Origin of the sequence: Persicimonas caeni, assembly GCF_006517175.1 — a bacterium.
GTDB classification, from domain to species: domain Bacteria; phylum Myxococcota_A; class Bradymonadia; order Bradymonadales; family Bradymonadaceae; genus Persicimonas; species Persicimonas caeni.
The window spans coordinates 3,907,375-3,928,292 of record NZ_CP041186.1 but is presented as its reverse complement, the minus strand read 5'-3'; the positions used below and the strand labels follow the sequence as shown (position 1 = coordinate 3,928,292).

Genomic DNA, 20,918 nt, shown 5'->3' with positions numbered 1-20,918 from the left:
GCGCAGGTTAGTGCAGGTTGGGTAGTGTGGCAAGGCGGGCCTTTGGCCGGGTCCGTGGGTTTTGGGGCAAGCTGACAGACTTTCGATAATCTCCGGAGCGGCGCACAAAAAAAGCCGCCCGGCAAAAACCGGGCGGCCGCTCTGTCACAGCGTCCTATGAACGCGCGCAGCGCTTATTGTGTGCACCTCCAATGGACGGTGAAGGTCAGGTAAGTGGCGTCACCGCCACCGCCGTCGTAATACTCGTTGCCCTGTTGGCCGCAATAACCGCACACGGTGCCGCAAGTTCCCCCCCATGCGTCGGCGCCTGAATATCCCAACGATTGGCAGGCGACGGTCGGGTTGTACACGCCTCCACTATTCGCCGCGACCCAGGCTGTGCTGCTATCGGCGCGACAGACAATCCACTCAGCTCCCGAGATGCGTCCAGTCGTGCCGGTGGTCCCCACCGCTACCTCATTATCGACATTGCTGAGGGACCGTTGGGCCGGCACGAGGCCGTCGTAGTTACCATCCGTGCTCGACGAGGCGTTGAAGTCGAGCGTGTAAGACTGGTTGCCGTCTGACAGGTTGTCGTCCACACCGGTGACCTGAATGGTCTGGGGGGTATTCCAATTGGCGGGGGTGAACGTCAACGACGCAGGCGAGACACTTCCTTCGCTGCTGTCGCTGACCGCGTAGGTCAGCGTGACGTCGCCGGTGGGCTCGGAGTTGAGTACGACGTCGAAAGTAGCTTGCCCGCCAGCCTCGGAAGTGTTGCCCGTCAGCGGGGTAACGGAGATGCCGGCGGTGTCGTCGTCGGTGTTGGTCACCGACACATTCGCCGGAGTGATCGCCGCGTAAGCCGCGTCACTGCTCGTCGTCGCGCTGAATGTGATCGCATACGGTTGAGCGCCGTCAGCGACGAAGTCGTCTTGACCCGTCACGGTCACGACCTGAGGGGTGCTCCAGTTGGCGTCGGTGAAGGTCAAGCTCGACGTGCCCACCTGACCCTCGCCCGGGTCGGTGGAGCCGAAGTTGACGGTCACGTCATCGAAGGGCTGCGAGCGAAGCACCACGGTGAACGTGGCCTGGCCCCCCGCCTCGGTCGTGTCACCCGATATCGCACTCACCTCGATACCAGCGGTATCGTTGTCGGTATTCGTCAGCGACACATTTTGGGGCGAGATCGCCGCGTAAGCCGCGTCGTTGCTCGTCGTCGCCCCGAACGTGATGGCGTACGGCTGGTCGCCGTCGGCCAAGTCGTCGTCCTGGCCCTGGACGACGATATTTTGCGGCGCGTTCCAGTTTGCCGAGGTGAACGTCAGGCTGTTGGCGGTCGGCACACCCTCGGTAGCATCGCTGGTGGCGAAGTTGAAGGTCACATCGTCGAACGGCTCGGAGTTGAGCACGACCGAGAAGGTCGCCGCGCCGCCGTCTTCGGTGCTCGTCGCGGCGCTGATGCTGACCGTTACGCCAGCGGAGTCATCATCGGTGTTCGTCAACGCCACATTTTGCGGGGTGATCGCCGCATAGGCCGCGTCGTTGCTCGTCGTGGCCGAGAAGACCACGTTGTAGGGCTGGTCGCCGTCATCCAAGTTATCATCTTGTCCGGCCACGGTGACCGTCTGGGGGGCGTTCCAGTTCTGGTCGGTGAACGTCAAGCTCGTCCGCGAGACGATGCCCTCGCTGGTATCGCTCGAGTCGAAGTTGACGGTGACGTCGTCGAACGGGCGCGAGTTGAGCACGACCATAAATTCAGCCAGCGCGCCGGCCTCGTCGGAGCTAGCGTCCACCACGGTGACCGAAATACCCGCCGAGTCGTCGTCGGTGTTGGTCACCGCCACGTTCTGCGGGGTGATCGCCGCATAGGCCGCGTCGTTGCTCGTCGTGGCCGAGAAGACCACATTGTACGGCTGGTCGCCGTCGGCGTAGTCGTCGTTCTGGCCGGTCAACGTGACCGTCTGCGGCGCGTTCCAGTTCTGGTCCGTGAAGGTCAGGCTGGACTGGCCGACCGTACCCTCGCCTGTGTCGCTCGAATCGAAGCTGACGGTGACGTCGTCGAACGGCTCGGAGTTGAGCACCACGGTGAATGTGGCCTGGCCGCCGGACTCGCTGGTATTGCCGCTGATCGGGCTGACGGTGATGCCCGCCGAGTCGTCGTCGGTGTTGGTCACCGCCACGCTCTGCGGGGTGATCGCCGCGTAGGCCGCGTCGGTGCTCGTCGTCGCCGCGAATGCAATCACATATGGCTGGTCGCCGTCGGCCACGTCGTCGTCCTGGCCGGTGACGGTGACTGTCTGCGGCGCGTTCCAGTTCTGGTCGGTGAACGTCAGGCTGGACTGGCCGACCGTGCCTTCACGGGTGTTGTACGAGCCGAAGTTGACGGTGACGTCGTCGAAGGGCTCGGAGTTGAGCACCACGGTGAACGTGGCCTGGCCGCCGGCTTCGGTGGTGTTGCCGCTGATCGGGCTGACGGTGATGCCCGCCGAGTCGTCGTCGGTGTTGGTCACCGCCACGTTCTGCGGGGTGATCGCTGCGTAAGCCGCGTCGTTGCTCGTCGTGGCCGAGAAGACCACGTTGTACGGCTGGTCGCCGTCGGCATAGTCGTCGTCTTGACCGGTCAACGTGACCGTCTGCGGGGCGTTCCAGTTCTGGTCGGTGAACGTCAGGCTGGTCTGGTCGACCGTGCCCTCGCCGGCGTCACTGGTGTCGAAGTTGACCGTGACGTCGTCGAACGGCTTGGAGTTGAGCACCACGGTGAACGTGGCCTGGCCGCCGGCTTCACTGGTGGAGCTGCTGACCTGATTCACCGAAATCCCGGGCGTCTCGTCGTCGACGTTGGTCAGCTCGACGCTGTCGGGCACGATCGCCGCGTAGTCGGCGTCATCACTGATCGTCTCGCTAAAGACCACCTCATAGAGCTGGTTTCCGTCGGCGACGTCATCGTCCTGGCCGGTCGCGGTGACCGTCTGCGGGGCGTTCCAGTTGTCCGGCGTAAACGTCAGCGAAGAGACGTCGACTGTGCCCTCGTCGGGGTCGCTCGACCCGAGGGTCAGCGTCACGTCGGCGGTCGGCTGCGAGTTCAAGACGACCGTAAAGCTCGCCTGCTCGCCTGCCTCGGTGGTGTCACCTGTGGGGTCGCTGACGGTGAAGCCGGCCGTCTCGTCGTCGACGTTGGTCAGCTCGACGGCGTCCGGCGCGATGGCTGCGTACTCTTCATCGTCGCTGGTCGTCTCGCCGAAGACCACCTCGTAGAGCTGGTTTCCGTCGGCGACGTCATCGTCTTGGCCGGTGGCGGTGACCGTCTGCGGGGCGTTCCAGTTATCCGCGGTGAAGGTCAGCGTCGACTTATCGATCGTGCCTTCTTCAGGATTGCTCGACGCGAGCTCCAGCGTCACGTCGGCAGTCGGCTGCGAGTTCAAGACGACCGTGAAGCTCGCCTGTCCACCGGCCTCGGTGGTGTCGCCGTCGGGGTCGGTGACCGTGAAGCCTGCCGTCTCGTCGTCTACGTTGGTCAGCTCGATCTCGACCTTCTCGAAGATGTCGAAGCGGCTGTCGTCGGTCTCGAGCGACTCGACCACGATCGCGTAGGTCTGGTCGCCGTCGGCCACATCGTCGTCTTGGCCGGTCACCGTAACCGTCTGCGGCGCGTCCCAGTTTTCCGGAGTGAAGGTGAGCGAGGAGACGTCGGCCTGGCCCTCCTCGGGATCATTCGAGGCGAGGCTTATGACGACATCGGCCGTGGGCTGTACGGCCAGCACCACATCGAAGCTGGCCTGGCCGCCCATCTCACTGGTCGTCCCGCTCACCTCACCCAAGGTCACAAGCTCGGTTCCCGGCTCCAAGGTGCCGTTATTGACCCCGGTCCCGCCGGTGCCATCGTCGCTACAAGCTGCGCCAAACGCGGCGGCTTGTGCCAAAGCCAAGGCAATACAAATCCGCCGTAAATATCTCTTCTTCACGATACACTCACCTATCTCTTTGAAAAAAATGCCTGAAAGGCTACGCCAAAAAATCAATTTTTTCGATTTGTGCGCGCATCAGACACTAAGTAGTCCCAGATTTCAAGCTCACCCAACTATTTTACCGCCGAGGGAGTAGAAAGCGCTGGGAGCAAGTGCATCGGTCGCCGGAGCGGCCCCCGTCAGTCCGCCTCGCTGCATTGGTAGGCCGCCGAGCGCTGCGCCTTCGGCTCGATGAACATCGGCTGGATGAGCCAGGTGCCGTCTCCGTTGGCCGTGGCCAGGCACATCACGCCGCCTTTGTGGCGATCGATGACCAGCCGCAGGTCGGTGGCGTCGACGAGCATGCCGATGTCGGTGTCGGAGTCGCCGGCGACGAAGACCGGCCGCCTGGAGGCGTCTTCGGGAATGCTCATCTGCGCGTCGGCCGGGAGCTCGAAGATCTCTTTGTTGATCCAGCAGCGCTTGCCTACGTCGTAGGTCATCATCGTGGTGTTGTTGTCGGCGGCGGGGCCGCAGCCCTGGAAGCCGTAGGTGAGCTTGCCGTCGGCCAGCACGTTTCGGATGCCGATGACGCGCTCGCCGGGCACGCCGGCACGCTCGGCGATCGGGTCGACGACGTATTGCGGCGAGGCGGTGACGACCCACACCTCGACGCCGTTGGCCTGCAGCGCGCCGATGAGATCGCGCATCGGCTCGTAGATGCGGATATAGCGACCGCTGTCGACGGGCGCCTCGAGGCGCTCCTCGAAGGCTTCGGTGGCAAACGCGCGCACCTCGTCGGGCGTGTGCCCCGCCTGCAGTTGCGCGACCCAGGCGTAGGGTTGGTTGATCGTCTCGGTCATCTCGTCGGTCCAGGCCGCATCGCCGCCGGTGGTCTGGCTCGTCGAATAGATCGACCAGATCTCTCGGCCACACGCGTTCGGCCCGTCTTCGCCCGCCGTCTGCAGCCACTCGCCGGGCTCGCCGGCGGCGTCGCAGGCCGCCGACAGGGCCGCGGTGGCCGCCTCGGTCAAGGCGGGGTTCGTCTTCGACCAATCTTTGGCCGGCGGTTGGGCGATGAGGTTGTGGTCGATCATCCACTCCATGGTGGCGTCGCCCACGTCGTTTTTGATGACGGTGTTGTCCCAGTCGAACACCGCGACGACGCGCTCGCCGGCGCTCCGATTGGCAAGCTTGGCGGCCTGCTCGGCGAGCATGGCGTTGATCGCGGCGCGGTTGGCGTCGGTCCAGCCGTCGACGTTCGGGTCGAGCAGGCGCGCTTCAGTGTGTTCGGCGGCTCGATCGGCTGCGGGCTTCTCATTCATCGGTTTCTCATCTTCGGGCGCCGTCTGACTCGGCGACGCACAACCTCCGAGGGCCAGCGAGATCCCGAGCCCGGCCACGACGACAGCAACAACACGTTCGACATCCATCCATCTACCTCCTGCAAGAAAGAAGCAAGCTCTACGGCCCGAACGTATCATCGATGGCCCGTTTCGCAGCGGCGTTTGCCGTGACATCTCTGTGACAACGAGGAGGGCACCCCGTTCAGACGGCCTCCTGAGGGAGGGTACCCTCCCCGAGAAATGCTCGAACGCACTCTTTTGGGAGGTCACCTTGGCCGTCGAACGCGTTCGAGCCCTTCGAAACGACTTCGACCTGACGCAAAAACGCGTCGGAGCACCTCTCGGCGAGGTTACCCTGACGGGTCGAGTGCTCGAACGCGCCAATTTCTCAGTTCAACCTGCCCGATACATGCCCGAACGCACTCCAGCGCGAAGGTACCCTCCCCGGTCGAGTGCTCGAACGCGCTCCAACGCCAGGTCGAACCGGCCGGCCCCATGCTCGCGCGCGTTTTTGGGTCGGCTCCACTCGGCCCGACGATGCCCGAGAGCATGTGACAGACGGCAAAAGGCCGCCCGGTGGTGTCCGGGCGGCCTTTTGAGTCGGAGTGAGCTCAATCAACTGAGCTCGACCGGGTTAGTACAGGCAGCGTTATTGCAGACAGCGAATCTCGCTGACGACGGGGATATCGCACCCGCCACCGCTCCACGGCCCCCAGTTGTAGTCGACCGAGGTCTGACTGCTGAATAGGTGACAGGTGGTAAAGCCGCCCGACTCACAGGTCGACACCCGACCGTAGGAGTACAGGCTGCTGAAGCCCTCGGCCTGGCAAGCCCACAGCGCACACGTCGCCGCGTCGCCGCACCCGTTGAACGAGGTGCAGGAGCCATGATGACCCCAACCGACGGTGCTACCGGTGATATCGACCCACTCGTCGTCGGCGTTGGTCACCGCCACCGTTGCGGGCGTCAGCCCGTTGTAGGCAGCGTCGCCGCTGACCGTGGGCACGAACGCGATGCCGTAGGCCTGCGGGCCGTCGCTGTCGGGGTCGTCCACACCGGTGACCGTGACCACCTGCGGGGTATCCCAGTCGGCCGAGGTGAACGTCAGCTGCGTCACCGACACGGTGCCCTCGGTCAGATCGTTGCTGTCGAAGCCAACGGTCACGTCGGCGAGGGGACGCGAGGTCAGCACGACGGTAAACGTCGCCTGGCCGCCGCTCTCGCTGGTGTCGTTGCTGATCGCGCTGACCTGGATACTCGCCGAGTCGTTGTCGGTGTTGGTCACCGCCACGTTCTGCGGGGTGATCCCGGCATAGGCGGCGTCGTTGCTCGAGCTGGCGCCGAACGTGACCGCGTAGGGCTGGTCGCCGTCGGCCACGAAGTCGTCCTGGCCGGTGATGGTGACCGTCTGCGGGGTGTTCCAGTCAGCCGAGGTGAACGTCAGGCTCGTCTGGTCGACGAGACCCTCGGTGGAGTCGTTCGAGCCCAAGGTGAGCGTGACCGTGTCGTACGGCTCGCTGTTGAGCACGACCGTGAAGGTCGCCTGGCCGCCGGCTTCACTCGTCGGGCCGCTGATCGCGCCCACGGTGATGCCCGCCGAGTCGTCGTCGGTGTTGGTCACCGCCACGTTCTGCGGGGTGATCGCCGCGTAGGCCGCGTCCCCACTCGTCGTCGCCGTAAAGGCGATGGCGTACGGCTGGTCGCCGTCGGCCAAGAAGTCGTCCTGGCCGGCCACGGTGACCGTCTGCGGGGTGTCCCAATCGGCGTCGGTGAACGTCAGGCTCGTCTGGTCGACGGTGCCCTCGGCCGGGTTGTTGGAGTCGAGGTTCACCACCACATCGGCGAACGGACGCGAGTTGAGCACCACCGAGAAGGTGGCTTGGCCGCCCGCCTCGCTCGTCGGGCCGCTGATCGCGCCCACGGTGATGCCCGCCGAGTCGTCGTCGACGTTGGTGAACGCCACGTTCTGCGGGGTGATCGCCGCGTAGGCCGCGTCCCCACTCGTCGTCGCCGAGAAGGCGATGGCGTACGGCTGGTCGCCGTCGGCGAACGCGTCGTTCTGGCCGACCACGGTGACCTGCTGCGGGGCGTTCCAGTTCTGGTCGGTGAACGTCAGGCTGCTCGTCGCCGCGATGCCCTCGCCGGCATCGTTCGAGGCGAAGTTGACCGTGACGTCGGCGTACGGCTGCGAGTTGAGCACCACTGCGAAGCTGCCCTGGGCGTTGTCTTCGCCCGTGGTGCCGTCGACGAGAGTGACGGTGATGCCCGCCGAGTCGTCGTCGGTGTTGGTCACCGCCACGTTTTGCGGAGTGATCGCCGCGTAGGCCGGGTCCCCACTCGTCGTCGCCGAGAAGACGACGCTGTAGGGCTGGTCGCCGTCGGCCAACAAGTCGTCCTGACCGGTCAGCGTGACCGTCTGCGGGGCGTTCCAGTTCTGGTCGGTGAACGTCAGCGTCGTCTTGTCGAGGCTACCCTCGCCTGCATCGCTCGAAGCGAAGCTGACCGTGACGTCGGCGTAGGGGCGCGAGTTGAGCGCGACGGTAAAGCTCGCCTGGCCGCCCGCCTCGCTCGTCGAGCCGCTGATGGCGCTCACGGTGATGCCCGCCGAGTCGTCGTCGGTGTTTTGCACCGCCACGTTCTGCGGGGTGATCGCCGCGTAGGCCGCGTCCTGGCTCGTCGTCGCCGAGAAGGCGATGGCGTACGGCTGGTCGCCGTCGGCCAAGAAGTCGTCCTGGCCGGTCACCGTGACCGTCTGCGGGGCGTTCCAGTTCTGGTCGGTGAAGGTCAGGCTGCCATTGCCGACCGTGCCCTCGCTCGTGTCGGTCGAGGCGTAGTTGACGGTCACGTCTTCGAAGGGCTGGGAGTTGAGCACCACGGTGAACGTGGCCTGGCCGCCGGCTTCACTGGTGGAGCCGCTCACGGCGCTGACGGTAATCCCTGCCGAGTCGTCGTCGGTGTTCGTCACCGCCACGTTCTGCGGAGTGATCGCCGCGTAGGCCGCGTCCTGGCTCGTCGTCGCCGAGAAGGCGATGGCGTAGGGCTGGTCGCCGTCGGCCAAGAAGTCGTCCTGGCCGGTCACCGTGACCGTCTGCGGGGCGTTCCAGTTTTGCGCGGTGAACGTCAGCGCGGTCTTGTCGACCGTGCCCTCGTCGGCGCTGGCCGAGTCGAGGTTGACGATGACGTCTTCGAAGGGCTCGGAGTTGAGCACCACGGTGAACGTGGCCTGGCCGCCGGCTTCGCTCGTCGCGCCGCTGATCGCGCCCACGGTGATGCCCGCCGAGTCGTCGTCGGTGTTGGTCACCGCCACGTTCTGCGGGGTGATCGCTGCGTAGGCGGCGTCCTGACTCGTCGTCGCCGCGAAGGTCACCGCGTACGGCTGGTCGCCGTCGGCCAGGTCGTCGTTTTGGCCGGTCAGCGTCGCCGTCTGCGGCGCGTTCCAGTTCTGGTCGGTGAACGTCAGCGAGGTCGTGTCGAGGCTACCCTCGCCGGCGTCGCTCGAGTCGAAGTTGACGGTGACGTCGCCGTAGGGGCGCGAGTTGAGGACCACGGTGAAGCTGGCTTGGCCGCCCGCCTCACTGGTGGCGCCGCTCACCGCGCTCACGGTGATGCCCGCCGAGTCGTTGTCGGTGTTGGTCACCGCCACGTTCTGCGGGGTCAGCCCGTTGTAGGCTGCGTCCTGGCTGAGCGCCGGAAGGAAGGCCACCGCGTAGGGCTGGTCGCCGTCGGCATATTCGTCGTCCTGACCGGTCAACGTGACCGTCTGCGGGGCGTTCCAGTTCTGGGCAGTGAACGTCAGCGACGTCTTGTCGAGCACGCCTTCGCCGCGTTCGTTGGAGCCGAAGTTGAGGGTCACGTCCTCGTAGGGCTCGGAGTTGAGCACGATCGTGAAGGTCGCCTGGCCGCCGGCTTCGCTCGTCGGGCCGCTCACGGCGCTGACGGTGATGCCCGCCGAGTCGTCGTCGACGTTGCTCACGGCGACGTTTTGCAGCGACAACGCGTCGTAGGCCGGGTCCTGGCTGCTCGTGGGGTCGAAGACCACGCTGTAGGGCTGGTCGCCGTCGGCCAGATCGTCGTCTTGGCCGGTCAGCGTCACCGTCTGCGGGGCGTTCCAGTTGGCGTCGGTGAACGTCAGGCTCGCCTTGTCGAGGCTACCCTCGCCGGCGTCGCTCGACTCGAAGCTCAGCGCGACGTCGCCGTAGGGGCGCGAGTTGAGGACCACGGTGAACGTGGCCTGGCCGCCGGCTTCACCCGTCGGGCCGCTGATCGCGCTGACCGTGATGCCCGCCGAGTCGTCGTCGGTGTTGGTCACCGCCACGTTCTGCGGGGTGATCGCAGCATATGCGGCGTCGTTGCTCGTCGTCGCCGAGAACACGATGTCGTAGGGCTGGTCGCCGTCGGCGTAGTCGTCATTCTGGCCGGTGATCGTGACCGTCTGCGGGGCGTTCCAGTTCTGGGCGGTGAACGTCAACGTGGTCTTGTCGACCGTGCCCTCGTCGGCGCCGGCCGAGTCGAGGTTGACGGTGACGTCTTCGAACGGCTCGGAGTTGAGCACGACCGTGAAGCTCGCCTGGCCGCCGGCTTCGGTGGTGGCGCCGCTCACGGCGCTGACGGTGATGCCTGCCGAATCGTCGTCGGTGTTGGTCACCGCCACGTTCTGCGGAGTGATCGCTGCGTAGGCGGCGTCGTTGCTCGTCGTCGCCGCAAACACGATGCTGTAGGGCTGGTCGCCGTCGGCGCGGTCGTCGTCTTGTCCGGTGACGGTGACCGTCTGCGGGGCGTTCCAGTTCTGCGCGGTGAAGGTCAGCGCGGTCTTGTCGACCAGACCTTCGCCCAGGGCGCCCGAGTCGAGGTTGATGGTGACGTCTTCGAACGGCTCGGAGTTGAGCACGACCGTAAAGCTCGCCTGCGCGCCCGCCTCGCTGGTGTCACCGCTGATATCGCTGACGGTGATGCCCGCCGAGTCGTCGTCGGTGTTGCTCACGGCCACGTTCTGCGGGGTCAGCGCGGCGTAGCGCGCGTCGTTACTCGTGGTCGCCGAGAAGGCGATCGCGTACGGCTGGTCGCCGTCGGCCAGATCGTCGTCCTGGCCGGTCACGATGACCGCCTGCGGGGCGTTCCAGTTCTGGACGGTGAAGGTCAGCTCGGTGCGATCGAGCACGCCCTCGCCCAGGTCGCTCGAGTCGAAGCTGAGCGTGACGTCGTCGGTCGGCTCGGAGTTGAGCACCACCGCGAAGGTCGCCTGGCCGCCCGCCTCGGTCGTCGGGCCGCTCATCGGGCTGACGGTGAAGCCGGCCGAGTCGTCGTCGACGTTGGTCAGCGCCAGGTTCTGCGGGGTCAGCCCGGCGTAGTCGGCGTCGTCGCTCGCGCTCGCCTCGAAGACCACGCCGAAGGGCTGGTCGCCGTCGGCGATTTCATCGTCGAGACCGGTCACGAGCACCGTCTGCGGGGCGTTCCAGTTGTCGGGGGTGAAGGTCAACTCGCTCGTGCCCAGGCTCGCCTCTTCGGGAGCGTCGACCGCGAAGCCGAGGCTGACCGCGGCGGCGGGCTTGGAGTTGAGCACAACCGAAAAGACGGCCTGGCCGCCGCCTTCGGTGGTCGTGGCGTCGAGCACCTGGACGGTGATGCCGGGCGTCTCGTCGTCGACGTTGGCGAAGGCGACCGCCTCGGGCGAGATCGCCGCGTAGTCGGCGTCGGCGCTGGTCGTCTCCTCGAACAGGATTTCGTAGGCCTGGTTGCCGTCGGCCAGATCGTCGTCCTGGCCGGTCACGGTCACCGTCTGCGGGGCGTTCCAGTTGTCGGCGGTGAACGTCAGCGCGGTCTTGTCGGCCGTGCCTTCGCCGGGGTCGCTCGAGGCGAGGCTCAGGGTGACGTCGGCCTCGGGCTGGGAGTTGAGGACCACAGTGAAGCTGGCCTGCCCGCCCGCCTCGGTGGTGTCGCCGGAGGCTTCACTGACGGTGATGCCCGCCGTCTCGTCGTCGACGTTGGTGAAGTCGACCGCCTCGGGGGCGATCGCCGCGTAATCGGCGTCGTCGCTGGACGTCTCGCCGAAGACCACCTGGTAAGCCTGCGGCCCGTCGGCCAGATCGTCGTCTTGGCCGGTCACGGTGACCGTCTGCGGGGCGTTCCAGTTGTCGGGGGTGAAGGTCAGGCTGCTGCGATCGGGCGTGCCCTCTTCGGCGTCGCTCGACTCGAGGCTGACGACCACGTCAGCGGTCGGCTGGGAGTTGAGGACTAGCGTGAAGCTGGCCTGCCCGCCAGCCTCGGTGGTGTCGCCGGAGGCCTCGCTGACCGTAAAGCCGGCCGTCTCGTCGTCGACGTTGGCCAGCGCGACGCTGGGCGGCTGGAGGCCGGCGAAGCGCTCGTCGTCGCTCTCCATCGCCTCGAAGACCACCTGGTAGGCCTGCTCGCCGTCGGCGAGATCGTCGTCTTGGCCGGTCACGGTGACCGTCTGCGGGGCGTCCCAGTTGTCGGGGGTGAAGGTCAGCGTCGCCCGGTCGACCTCACCCTCGCCGGGGTCACTCGAGGCCACCTGGAGCACGACGTCGGCCGACGGCTTCTCCTTGAGCGCCACCGAGAAGGTCGCTTGCGCGCCAGCCTCGCTGGTCTTTCCGCTCGGCTCGCCGACTTCGACGAGCTCGGAGAGAGTGAGCGGCTCCTCTGTCTTGTCGTCATCGTCCGAACATCCAGTCCAAAACGCGGCCGCCTGCACTAACGCTACTACCACGCAGACCCGCTGTAGGGTCCGCCTCTTCGATCCTATCATCCCTCGCTCCATGCTGGGCGCCCGAAGACGCCATTAACGATTAGCTACCGGACACACTGCACCCCCTGACTGATGGAGCGCGGAGATCCGCAGCGAGGGCATCGACACGAAAAGCCGAGGCGTTTAACGACTTTTTGCACTCCCCTTACTCTGGCTGTGTCTTCAGTGGTGTCTTCACAGGTGAGGTGCCGCCACTCGGATGCGTTGCCTTCACACACAGTGGCTTGGCGCGGTACAACGTCAGACCCGACACCCACTGCGTTCGCTGCCAAGGCTGCATGCAAACGACACGAGACCACGTAACGACACGAGACGAGGAGTACCGCTGTGAAGCGCGCGTCCAATATCGACCGATTTGCCGTGATCATCGGCGCGATGAAGTGCGGCACGACCAGCCTGTTTCGCTATCTATGCCAGCACCCGCAGGTGGTCGGCTCGTCGCACAAGGAGCTCAACTACTTCGCCAACGACGATAATTGGGCGCGCGGCAACACCTGGTACGAAGAGCATTTCGACTTCGACCCGGCGCGGCACCGGGTGGGCCTGGAGGCGTCGACGCACTACACCAAGCAGCCGATGTACCCGAACGCCGCCGAGCGCATGGCCCAGGTCGACGCGTCGTTCAAGCTGGTCTACCTGGTGCGCGACCCGATCGCGCGCATCGAGTCGCACCTGACCCACGGGGTGTTCAAGGGGTGGCTCGGCGAGCGCAAGCACATCAAAGATCACCCGCACGTACTGGCGGTGTCGCGCTACGCCTACCAGCTCGACGCCTTCTTGGAGCACTTCCCCGCCGACGACATCTTGGTGGTGAGCCTGTCCGAGCTGAAGCAGCGGCCGCGCGCGGTCGTCGACCGGGTGCTCGCCCATATCGGGCTGGAAGCCGACTTCGAGCTGAACACCGACTCGCAGCACAACTCGAGCCGCGAGAAGACCGTCGACCGCGGCCTGTGGCGCGTGCTGAGCAAGACCGGCCCGCTGGGCCAGGCGCTGCCCACAGGTGTGCGCCGCTTTCTGGGCGAAGGCGTCGAGCGCCAGGTGCTGAGCCCCGACGAGCGCGCCTTCGTCGCCCGCGAACTCGCCGACGACATGCAGCGACTGCGCGACGAGCACGGCGTCGACACCGACGCCTGGTTTGCCGACGTCGAGGCGTGATTTTTCGCCCATCATTTTCGCCCGCCGTAAGGGAATGGGGTTCCCCGACGAGGCCCGGTTCATGCGGGTCTGCGCAAGTTCGGCCTCGTTTTTCGGATCGCCTCTACAGGGGGGCGCTTCTCTTCGTCGTTGATGCTCGAATGGGTCGTGGTGTAAGAAGGCCCCGGCGCATTGAAACTCCCCCACAGACCTGCGGCCGCACGCACCGACTCATGGCCAAACGCACACAAAAGACTGCTCCCGACAAGGTCGTCGGGTGGCGCGAGTGGATCGCGATCCCCGAGTTTGGCATCGACTTCGTCAAGGCGAAGGTCGACACCGGCGCGCGCAGCTCGGCGCTGCACGCCTTCGAGATCCGGCGTTTCGAGCGAGACGGCCAGCCGTGGGTGCGCTTCAAGGTCCACCCGGTCCAGCGCAACACCAAGGAGACGGTCCGCTGCGAGGCGCCCATCCACGACGAGCGCACCGTGCGCAGCTCGGTGGGCCACGAGCAAAAACGCATCGTCATCCGCCCCGAGATCGAGCTGCTGGGCGAGCGCTATGCCATCGATCTCACGCTGACCAACCGCGACGCCATGGGCTTTCGCATGCTCCTGGGTCGCGAAGCCACCCGCGGCCGCTTTCTGGTCGACCCCGGGCGCTCATATCTGGCCGGCAGGCCCGATGTGAAGAAGTAGCCAATTTGTAGCCCCTCCGGCGGCTTCGCCGCCACCTCCCCGACGCGGGGAGGAGCCCCTAGCCGTATTGAACGCATGAAGATTGCTATCCTGTCGCGAAAATCGACGCTCTACTCCACCCGCAGGCTTCGCCAGGCGTGCACCCAGCGCGGCCACGAGGTCAAGGTCATCGACTACCTGCGCTGCTACATGGATATCACCTCCAAAAAGCCGGTGATCCGCTATGGCGAGCGCGACCTGACCAACGAGTTCGACGCCCTGATTCCGCGGGTGGGCGCCTCGCACACCTTTTACGGCACGGCGGTGGTGCGCCAATTCGAGATGATGGGGGTCTTTGCGGCCAACAGCTCCGAGGGGATCTCGTGCTCGCGTGACAAATTGCGCGCGCTGCAGCTTCTGGCCCACGAAGGGGTGGGCATGCCGGTGACCGCGTTCGCCCACTCAATGAAGGACGTCAACGGCATCATCAAGGCCGTGGGCGGGGCGCCGCTGGTCATCAAGATGCTCGAGGGCACCCAGGGCATCGGGGTCGTGCTCGCCGAGACGCACAAGGCCGCCCAGTCGGTCATCGAGGCGTTCATGGGCATGGACGCCAACTTCCTCGTCCAGGAGTTCATCCACGAGGCGGGCGGCGCCGACATCCGCGCCTTGGTCGTCGGCGACGAGGTCGTCGCCGCCATGCAGCGCCAGGCGCCCGAGGGCGAGTTTCGCTCGAACCTGCACCGCGGCGGCAGCGCCACCGAGATCGAGCTGACCGACGAAGAGCGCCAAACGGCGGTGCACGCCGCCAAGGTCATGGGCTTGGGCGTGGCCGGCGTCGACCTGCTGCGCTCGGAGCGCGGGCCGCTGGTCCTCGAGGTCAATTCCTCGCCGGGACTGGAAGGGATCGAAAAGTCGAGTAAGATCGACGTGGCCGATCACGTCGTGGCGTTTATCGAGAGAGCCGTCGAAGCAAAACAATGACGCGCCGGGTGGGCGCAGGTTACTGAACAGGGCTTTGGACATGACGACACGAGACAACACTCCCAGGATCATTCGCGTCGGCGACGTCGTCATCCCCGCCGGCATGCGCAAGCGCGCCGACCTGCCGGTGGCCCAGCTGCCCACCCAAAACCAGGTCTCCATTCCCATCGAGGTGGTCAACGGCGTCGAGCCCGGCCCCCGGCTGTGGGTCAACGCGGCCATCCACGGCGACGAGATCAACGGCGTGGAGATCGTGCGCGAGCTTCTGGCCGAGCTCGACCCGCAGAAGCTTCGCGGCACCGTCTTCGCCGTGCCCATCGTCAACGTCTTCGGCTTTGTCTACGAGTCGCGCTACCTGCCCGACCGGCGCGACCTGAACCGCAGCTTCCCGGGCAGCGCCCGCGGCTCCTTGGCCGCGCGCCTGGCCCACCTGTTCATGACCGAGATCGTCGACCAGTGCACCCACGGGCTCGACCTGCACACCGGAAGCAACGAGCGCACCAACCTGCCGCATATCCGCGCCGACCTGGGCGACGAAGAGACGCGCCGCTGCGCCGAGGCGTTCGCCGCGCCGGTCATGATCGACTCGCAGGGGCCGCGCGGCTCACTTCGCCGCGCCGTGCGAAAGCGCGACAAGCCGATCTTGGTCTTCGAAGGAGGCGAGCCTCGCCGGTTCAACGCCGACGTGGTCGAGGTGGGGCTGGCCGGCACGCTGCGACTGATGGAGGCGCTGGGCATGTGCGAGCACCCCGACACCGAGCTCGACTACGAGCCGCGCGAGTCGAAGCGACGCACCTGGCTGCGCGCCAAGCGCGCCGGGATCTTGCGCCTGCAGAAGTCGAGCGGGGATTTCGTCAAGAAAGGCGAGTGCATCGGCACCATCGGCGATGCGTTCGACGCGGTCAGCGGGAAGGTCAAAGCGAGCTTCGACGGGCTGATCATCAGCCACGTCAACAACCCCCTGGTCCACCAGGGCGACGCGGTCATCCACCTGGCCGCGCTCGAATAGCTCGCCATACCCGAACAGATGAAATGAAGCCCCCTGAAGGCCTCCAGCGTCAGAATGAGCCGCCAACCGACAGCAGCGCGCCGCCGTCGGTGGGTGAGACGCCCCAGTTGGCGCTGAAGTCGCCGGTCTCTTCGACGTCCCAGTTACGCGTCAGGTAGGTCGCGGTGCCCAGGCCGGTGACCGTGCCCAGGATGCCCATGACCGAAAACGCCGTGGCGCTCTGAACGTCGGGTTCGATGAAGATGTAGGTGCCGATGCCGATCAAAAAGCCCAAGATACCGCCCGAGTCGATGACGAAGGTACGCCCGCGGCTCATCGGGTAGTTCTGGGAGAGCGCGGCGCCACCGGCGATGCCCAGATCGGCGGCGAAGAGCACCGACCAGGCGACCGTGGACTCCTCGGCGTCGAACTCGTTGGCGGCGTGGATGAGGAAGGTCAAAAAGCCCGCCCACAGACCGCCCGAGTTGGCCATCGACACCTCACCGGCGGTGGGCTCGGCGAGGTCCCAGATCAAGGCGCCGGCGCCCAGGCCGGCCAGCTGCGAGCCGGCCAACAGACCGGCGTATTCCGATCCCTCGATGTCGAGCGCAATACCGGCGAGGACGCCGTTGCCAAAGCCCCAGGCGGTGCCCGAGTTGAGCAGCAGCGCGTGGCCCTGCGTGATCCCGTCCTGAGTGGGCACGAGCGACAGGGTCAGGCCCAGCGCGCCGCCGATGCCGAGGGCCGCGACGACGGCCTGCTCGCTGTCACACTCGACCATCGCGCACAACTCGGCGCCTAGCGTGATGCCGTGGGCGGTCTGGAAAAAGGCGAGCTCGGCGCGCGCCAGGCCGCTGGGCTCTTCTTGTCCGATGAGATCTTCGCCTTTGGGACGCGTCTTCTCGCGCAGCACGGCGAGCGCCTCGGCGGAGACTTCGGTGGCCGGGTGGTCGGGGTAGTCTTCGGCGAGTCGCTCGAGAAGCTCGAGCGCCCCGTAGCGCTTGCCGCGTGCGAGTTGGTCGAGCGCGCGACGCAGCAGGTTCCAGCCGGCGGGGTCGGCGTCGGCGTCGAGCTCCTTTTCGACGACCTCGTCGGCCGGCTTCTCGGGCGCCGGCGGCTCTTCGACGTCCGCGGGCGCTTCGGGCGCCGGCGGCTCTTCGACGTCCGCAGGCGCTTCGGGCACAGGTGGCGGCGGAGGCGGCGCGCCTTCGTCAGCCTGCTGAGCGAAAACGGAAGCAGGGCCCAACGCGATCAAAGCAGACAACAAAACCGAGCAACAACAGCGCATTACATCCATCGCTCCACCAATCACCAAGCGCAACACAACGATTTGTTCGTACGCCCGTGGTCTATCACGGACGCGAGGCGCAAAACAACTACTTCACTCGCCCCCAAAGCTCCCACGCCGCCTCGACGGTGTCAGGGACCGTGTCGAGGCCTTCCTCGAGGGCATCGGGCAGGTTCTGCGGGTCGACAGCGTCCAGGGGGCTGCCGATTTTGGGCAGCACGCAGCGCGCGCTCAAGATGGCGTGGGTGCGCTCGGCGGTGATCTTGGCTTCGGGCTCCTCGGGGTTTTGCCAGGCGGCCTCGGCCAAGAATTGCGAGAAGACCTGCCGAGCCATCAGGGGCGCGAGGCGCCCGGCCAAGACGGCCATGTGGGCGGCGTCGCGGTGGCCCGAGATGACCTGGGCGAGGATCGACGGGGCGAAGTCGGCGCGCGCGTCGAAGGTGGCGATCGCCGCGGCGACGAGCTTGTGATCGGCGTCACCGTCGCGAAAGGCGCGTTGCAGGGTGACCGTGGAGACGTCCGGGTGCCCGCTCAGCTCGGCCAGCGCCTGTCGGACCACGTCGACGTCGGCCGTCTTCGGCTCGCGCAGGGCTTCGACGAGCCCTTCGTCCTCGACCAGCACCGCCAAATCGACGCCCTCTTCGCTCTGGCGCTCGGCCTCGCCGACCCGCGCCGAATACCGCTGGCGCAGCTTGGCCACGAAGTACGGGGCTGGGTCGGTGGAGATATAGTTCCTCAACAGACGCACCGCTGCGTCTTCGTCGAGTCCGTCGAGGCGCTCGGCGACGAGCTCGTATTTTCGGCGCTCGGCGTCGAGGCGCTTTCGCGTGTGGGCGGCGAAATTAGCCAGCGGGCCGAACGCGCGGGTGCCCAGAAGGGGTAATACGGCCGAAAACGCCTCGACGAGCGCCGTCTCCAACAACTCGGGAAGCCGCTCGTCTTGCATGCGCTTGGCCACCACCGGGTGCTCGGCCACGTGGAGCACGACCTCCACGTCGGGCCACGTCTGCTCGTAGGCGTCGGGCGTGAGCACCTCGATCAAAGTCTTCTGGGCGTCTTCGGTCAACTCCCCCGATTGGAGGGCTTCGTCGGCCGTCTTCTTGAGCTCGGCGATTCGCTTTGGCTGCATGGTTTTTCTGTTCGCCTCGAAAAGATCGTCGTTTGGCGGCGCCAATGTGGAACAGCGCCCGACCCACGTCAACGGGCGTCTGAGGGCGTTCATTGCCCGTTGCTCCAAAAAAGTACGCAACGAAATGGGTGTTTCTGCCGATAACCGTAATAGAGGGCGGCCAACGGCCTCGATAACCAACAACGACACCGATGACGAACCATGAAGCATACAAAGACAATGGAACTTCTTCGCCCCCAAACCCCGGCTATCTACGCGGACTGGCAACGCCACTTCGGTCACCTGATGGCCGAACTCAAAGCCGCCGGCAGGCGCGTCGTCGGCCACTCGCGCGACCCGACCGTGCTCGAGTTGCTCGACGCGTTCCAGCGCGGCGACGCCGACCCGGTCGGCTTCGGCCTCGTCGAGCACCTGTACGAGTTCGCCGCGTTCCACGTGCCCGGCAGCACGGGGCGAACGATGGCCGAATGCGCCGTCGACGCCGCCCACCTGCTGCCTGAGGAGGTGCGCGGCCAGCTCTCGCAACTCGCCGCTTCGTATTGGGAGCTATTCGAGGTGGTCGGGCTCACCGACAGCGGCGCGCTCGGGCTTCGCCGCCTGCACGACAACGTGAGCGTCGAGTTGAGCGCGCTCGAGCGCGACCTGCCGCTCATGCGTCATACGGTGGTGGCCTGTCGCCGCTTCGACGCGGGTGGTTTTGTGGCTGCGCCGGTGCCGCTGATGCCCGAGCAGGAGGGTCTGGCACAATTGGTGAACCAGATCGAATGTGAGCAACCCGGACCGTTCGATACACGCGCAGATTACATGCGTTACCGCGGCAGCGCGTTGATCTTGGCCCACGCCATTCGCCGCCATCGCGACCGCCTGGCCGGGTGGCGTCCGATGCCCGAGCCAAACGTGTCGCTGGTCGAGTCAGAGCTCGACGCCGACCAGTGGCTGCGCCTCGACGCGGCCTTCGAGCTTCTCGAGTCCGCAGTCGCCGACAGCCTGACCGGCGTGGCGCCGCTGGTGCTCTCGCTGCCCGACGGCGGCGTCTGCAGCATCGCACGAAACGGCCGATGGCCGGCGCTGACGCTGTTCGAGTCGATGCAAGAGCAGCTCGAGTGGCAGGAATCAGGGAGCGCCAGCCGGTTCGTGCGCGCCTGGCGAGCCCGAGCCGACGAGTTATTCGGCGAAGACGTCGAGTTGCTGGAGAGTGAGGGGCTACAGCCGGAGGAAAACGGCGCCGTGGTGGCCGTCGGGCTCGCCGGAGGCGTGTGGAAAGACGTCGACGCCACGCAGATCGACCGACTCGTCGGGGCGTGTCGCTGGGTCGCCCTTCAGGTGCAGAGTGGCGGTGAGTTGGCGGCGTGATGTGGTTTAGTAAACGCAGCGAAAGCCGACGTCGGTGCGGGTGTCGTCGGGCTCGAGCTCCATGCGCGAGGTCACGCGCAGATCGAACGGGTGGCTCGTCCAGGAGCCGCCGCGCGCCTCGAGCTCGAGCTTTTCGCCATTGTCGACCCACTCGGCGACGTTTCCGGCCATGTCGTAGACGCCGTAGGGGCTCTTGCCGTTGGGGAAACTCGCCGGCGGCGCGGTCCACTCGAAGCCGTCGAGCTTGCCGACGATGGGGTTTTTGGCGATGTCCATCTCACCCCAGTTGGCGATGTCGCTCGACCACGAGGTGCCCCAGGGGAAGAGCTTGCCTTTGTCGCCGCGGGCGGCCTTCTCCCACTGGTCGGAGCTGGGCAGCTTGCCACCGGCCCATTTGCAGTAAGCTTTGGCCTGGGCTTGGCTCACGCAGGTCACCGGCATATTCGGCTCTTGGAGCGCCTTGGGCACCCGAAGCGAGATCTGCAGGCCCTGGTGGGTCCACACCTCGCACGCCTTATAGTCGATGGGCTCGCAGCCGTCGGCGTCGACGCAGTCTTGGTACTCGCCGACGGTCGTCTCGGTCGCGTCGATTTCGTAGGCGGCGAGCTCGACGGTCTTCTCGGGAAATTCGCCGGCAAGGAGCTTGTCCTGCTTGCAGGTCTCCTTGGGATCGTCTTCGACCTTCTGGCACATCTGCAAGATGAACGAGCGCACGTCTTCCTCGAGGCCGCGCAAAAACGGGCCTTCGGGGATGTCGACTTTTTCGGGCACATCGACGGCGTCGGCCGACGCATCATCGGGCAGGCGCGTGGCCAGAAAGTAGGTGGCCAGCACGGCGACGGCGGTCAGGCTCAGCCAGATGGTCACGTAGATGGCCATCTTGCCGCCGCCAGCGTCGGGAGCGGGCCGCTCCATGAGCGCGCTCTGTGAGGTGGCGGCCGAAAGCTCGGCCGAGTGTGCGGCCGCCGGCGTCTCGGCACTGATATCGGCCGAACCGACGGCCTGCAGCCCCTCGATCTGGGTCTGGGGCTCCTCGGGCGAGGGCATCTTGGACGAGCGGCCTGCTGCAGGGCGGCCCGCGCCGGTAAAAGGCGCGCCGCCGTCGTTGGCGGTCTGGCCCACTTGCCGGCCTGTTTGGCTCGGGTCTTGGTCGGTGCGACTTCGGCGCAGCCGTTGCAGCATTTCGTCGGTCACGACCTGATGACCTTCCTTGACCGTGTCGCTGCGACGGATACGATAGCCGCAATTCTCGCAAAACGGTGCCTTGGCCGACTGGGTCGTCTGGCATTCTGGGCAGGTGACCTGACTGTCGTCACTCACGACGTTACCG

11 protein-coding genes are annotated in these 20,918 nt (G+C 66.1%); 5 read left to right on the top strand and 6 right to left on the bottom strand.

What is annotated here, in order from left to right:
* Positions 1-173: 173 nt before the first annotated feature.
* From FIV42_RS14615 to FIV42_RS14605, 3 genes are all read right to left on the bottom strand, one after another.
* Positions 174-3,908, bottom strand: a complete 3,735-nt coding sequence (locus FIV42_RS14615) for a beta strand repeat-containing protein (RefSeq protein ID WP_141198405.1) — start codon at positions 3,906-3,908, stop codon at positions 174-176.
* A gap of 218 nt (positions 3,909-4,126) precedes the next feature.
* Complete coding sequence (locus tag FIV42_RS14610) at positions 4,127-5,359, bottom strand: HAD family hydrolase (RefSeq protein ID WP_168210655.1); 1,233 nt, start codon at positions 5,357-5,359, stop codon at positions 4,127-4,129.
* A gap of 562 nt (positions 5,360-5,921) precedes the next feature.
* On the bottom strand, positions 5,922-11,996 hold the full coding sequence (locus tag FIV42_RS14605; RefSeq protein ID WP_168210654.1) for a beta strand repeat-containing protein: 6,075 nt from the start codon (positions 11,994-11,996) through the stop codon (positions 5,922-5,924).
* Between the two features lie 366 nt (positions 11,997-12,362).
* Here FIV42_RS14605 and FIV42_RS14600 point away from each other — a divergent pair, with 366 nt between their 5' ends.
* The 4 genes from FIV42_RS14600 to FIV42_RS14585 all read left to right on the top strand — a co-directional run bounded on the left by FIV42_RS14600 (position 12,363) and on the right by FIV42_RS14585 (position 15,839).
* Entirely contained in the window at positions 12,363-13,190 is an 828-nt protein-coding gene (locus tag FIV42_RS14600) for a sulfotransferase family protein (RefSeq protein ID WP_141198402.1), read from the top strand.
* 212 nt (positions 13,191-13,402) lie between these two features.
* Positions 13,403-13,867 (top strand): ATP-dependent zinc protease family protein, encoded by a 465-nt coding sequence (locus FIV42_RS14595; protein ID WP_141198401.1) that lies wholly within the window; start codon positions 13,403-13,405, stop codon positions 13,865-13,867.
* Between the two features lie 75 nt (positions 13,868-13,942).
* Positions 13,943-14,830, top strand: a complete 888-nt coding sequence (gene rimK, locus FIV42_RS14590; protein ID WP_141198400.1) for a 30S ribosomal protein S6--L-glutamate ligase — start codon at positions 13,943-13,945, stop codon at positions 14,828-14,830.
* Positions 14,831-14,870: 40 nt separating this feature from the next.
* Entirely contained in the window at positions 14,871-15,839 is a 969-nt protein-coding gene (locus tag FIV42_RS14585) for a succinylglutamate desuccinylase/aspartoacylase family protein (protein ID WP_141198399.1), read from the top strand.
* A 49-nt stretch (positions 15,840-15,888) separates the two neighbouring features.
* Here the strand turns inward: FIV42_RS14585 and FIV42_RS14580 are convergent, their stop codons facing one another.
* Both FIV42_RS14580 and FIV42_RS14570 read right to left on the bottom strand, forming a co-directional pair.
* Complete coding sequence (locus FIV42_RS14580) at positions 15,889-17,001, bottom strand: hypothetical protein (protein ID WP_168210283.1); 1,113 nt, start codon at positions 16,999-17,001, stop codon at positions 15,889-15,891.
* 193 nt (positions 17,002-17,194) lie between these two features.
* Positions 17,195-18,235, bottom strand: coding sequence for a hypothetical protein (locus FIV42_RS14570; protein ID WP_141198396.1), 1,041 nt, complete (start codon positions 18,233-18,235; stop codon positions 17,195-17,197).
* A 201-nt stretch (positions 18,236-18,436) separates the two neighbouring features.
* Here FIV42_RS14570 and FIV42_RS14565 point away from each other — a divergent pair, with 201 nt between their 5' ends.
* Positions 18,437-19,588 carry a hypothetical protein gene (locus FIV42_RS14565; protein ID WP_141198395.1) on the top strand — a complete coding sequence of 384 codons (1,152 nt, stop codon included), beginning with the start codon at positions 18,437-18,439 and terminating at the stop codon, positions 19,586-19,588.
* Between the two features lie 6 nt (positions 19,589-19,594).
* Here FIV42_RS14565 and FIV42_RS14560 read toward each other — a convergent pair whose 3' ends face one another.
* Positions 19,595-20,908 (bottom strand): formylglycine-generating enzyme family protein, encoded by a 1,314-nt coding sequence (locus FIV42_RS14560; RefSeq protein ID WP_141198394.1) that lies wholly within the window; start codon positions 20,906-20,908, stop codon positions 19,595-19,597.
* Between the last annotated feature and the right edge of the window lie 10 nt (positions 20,909-20,918).

Bases quoted from the DNA above. Each gene is read 5' to 3' on its own strand.
- FIV42_RS14585 (WP_141198399.1), top strand. From the start codon at position 14,871: ATGACGACACGAGACAACACTCCCAGGATCATTCGCGTCGGCGACGTC.
- FIV42_RS14610 (WP_168210655.1), bottom strand. From the start codon at position 5,359: ATGGATGTCGAACGTGTTGTTGCTGTCGTCGTGGCCGGGCTCGGGATC.
- FIV42_RS14565 (WP_141198395.1), top strand. From the start codon at position 18,437: ATGAAGCATACAAAGACAATGGAACTTCTTCGCCCCCAAACCCCGGCT.
- FIV42_RS14595 (WP_141198401.1), top strand. From the start codon at position 13,403: ATGGCCAAACGCACACAAAAGACTGCTCCCGACAAGGTCGTCGGGTGG.
- FIV42_RS14570 (WP_141198396.1), bottom strand. From the start codon at position 18,235: ATGCAGCCAAAGCGAATCGCCGAGCTCAAGAAGACGGCCGACGAAGCC.
- rimK (WP_141198400.1), top strand. From the start codon at position 13,943: ATGAAGATTGCTATCCTGTCGCGAAAATCGACGCTCTACTCCACCCGC.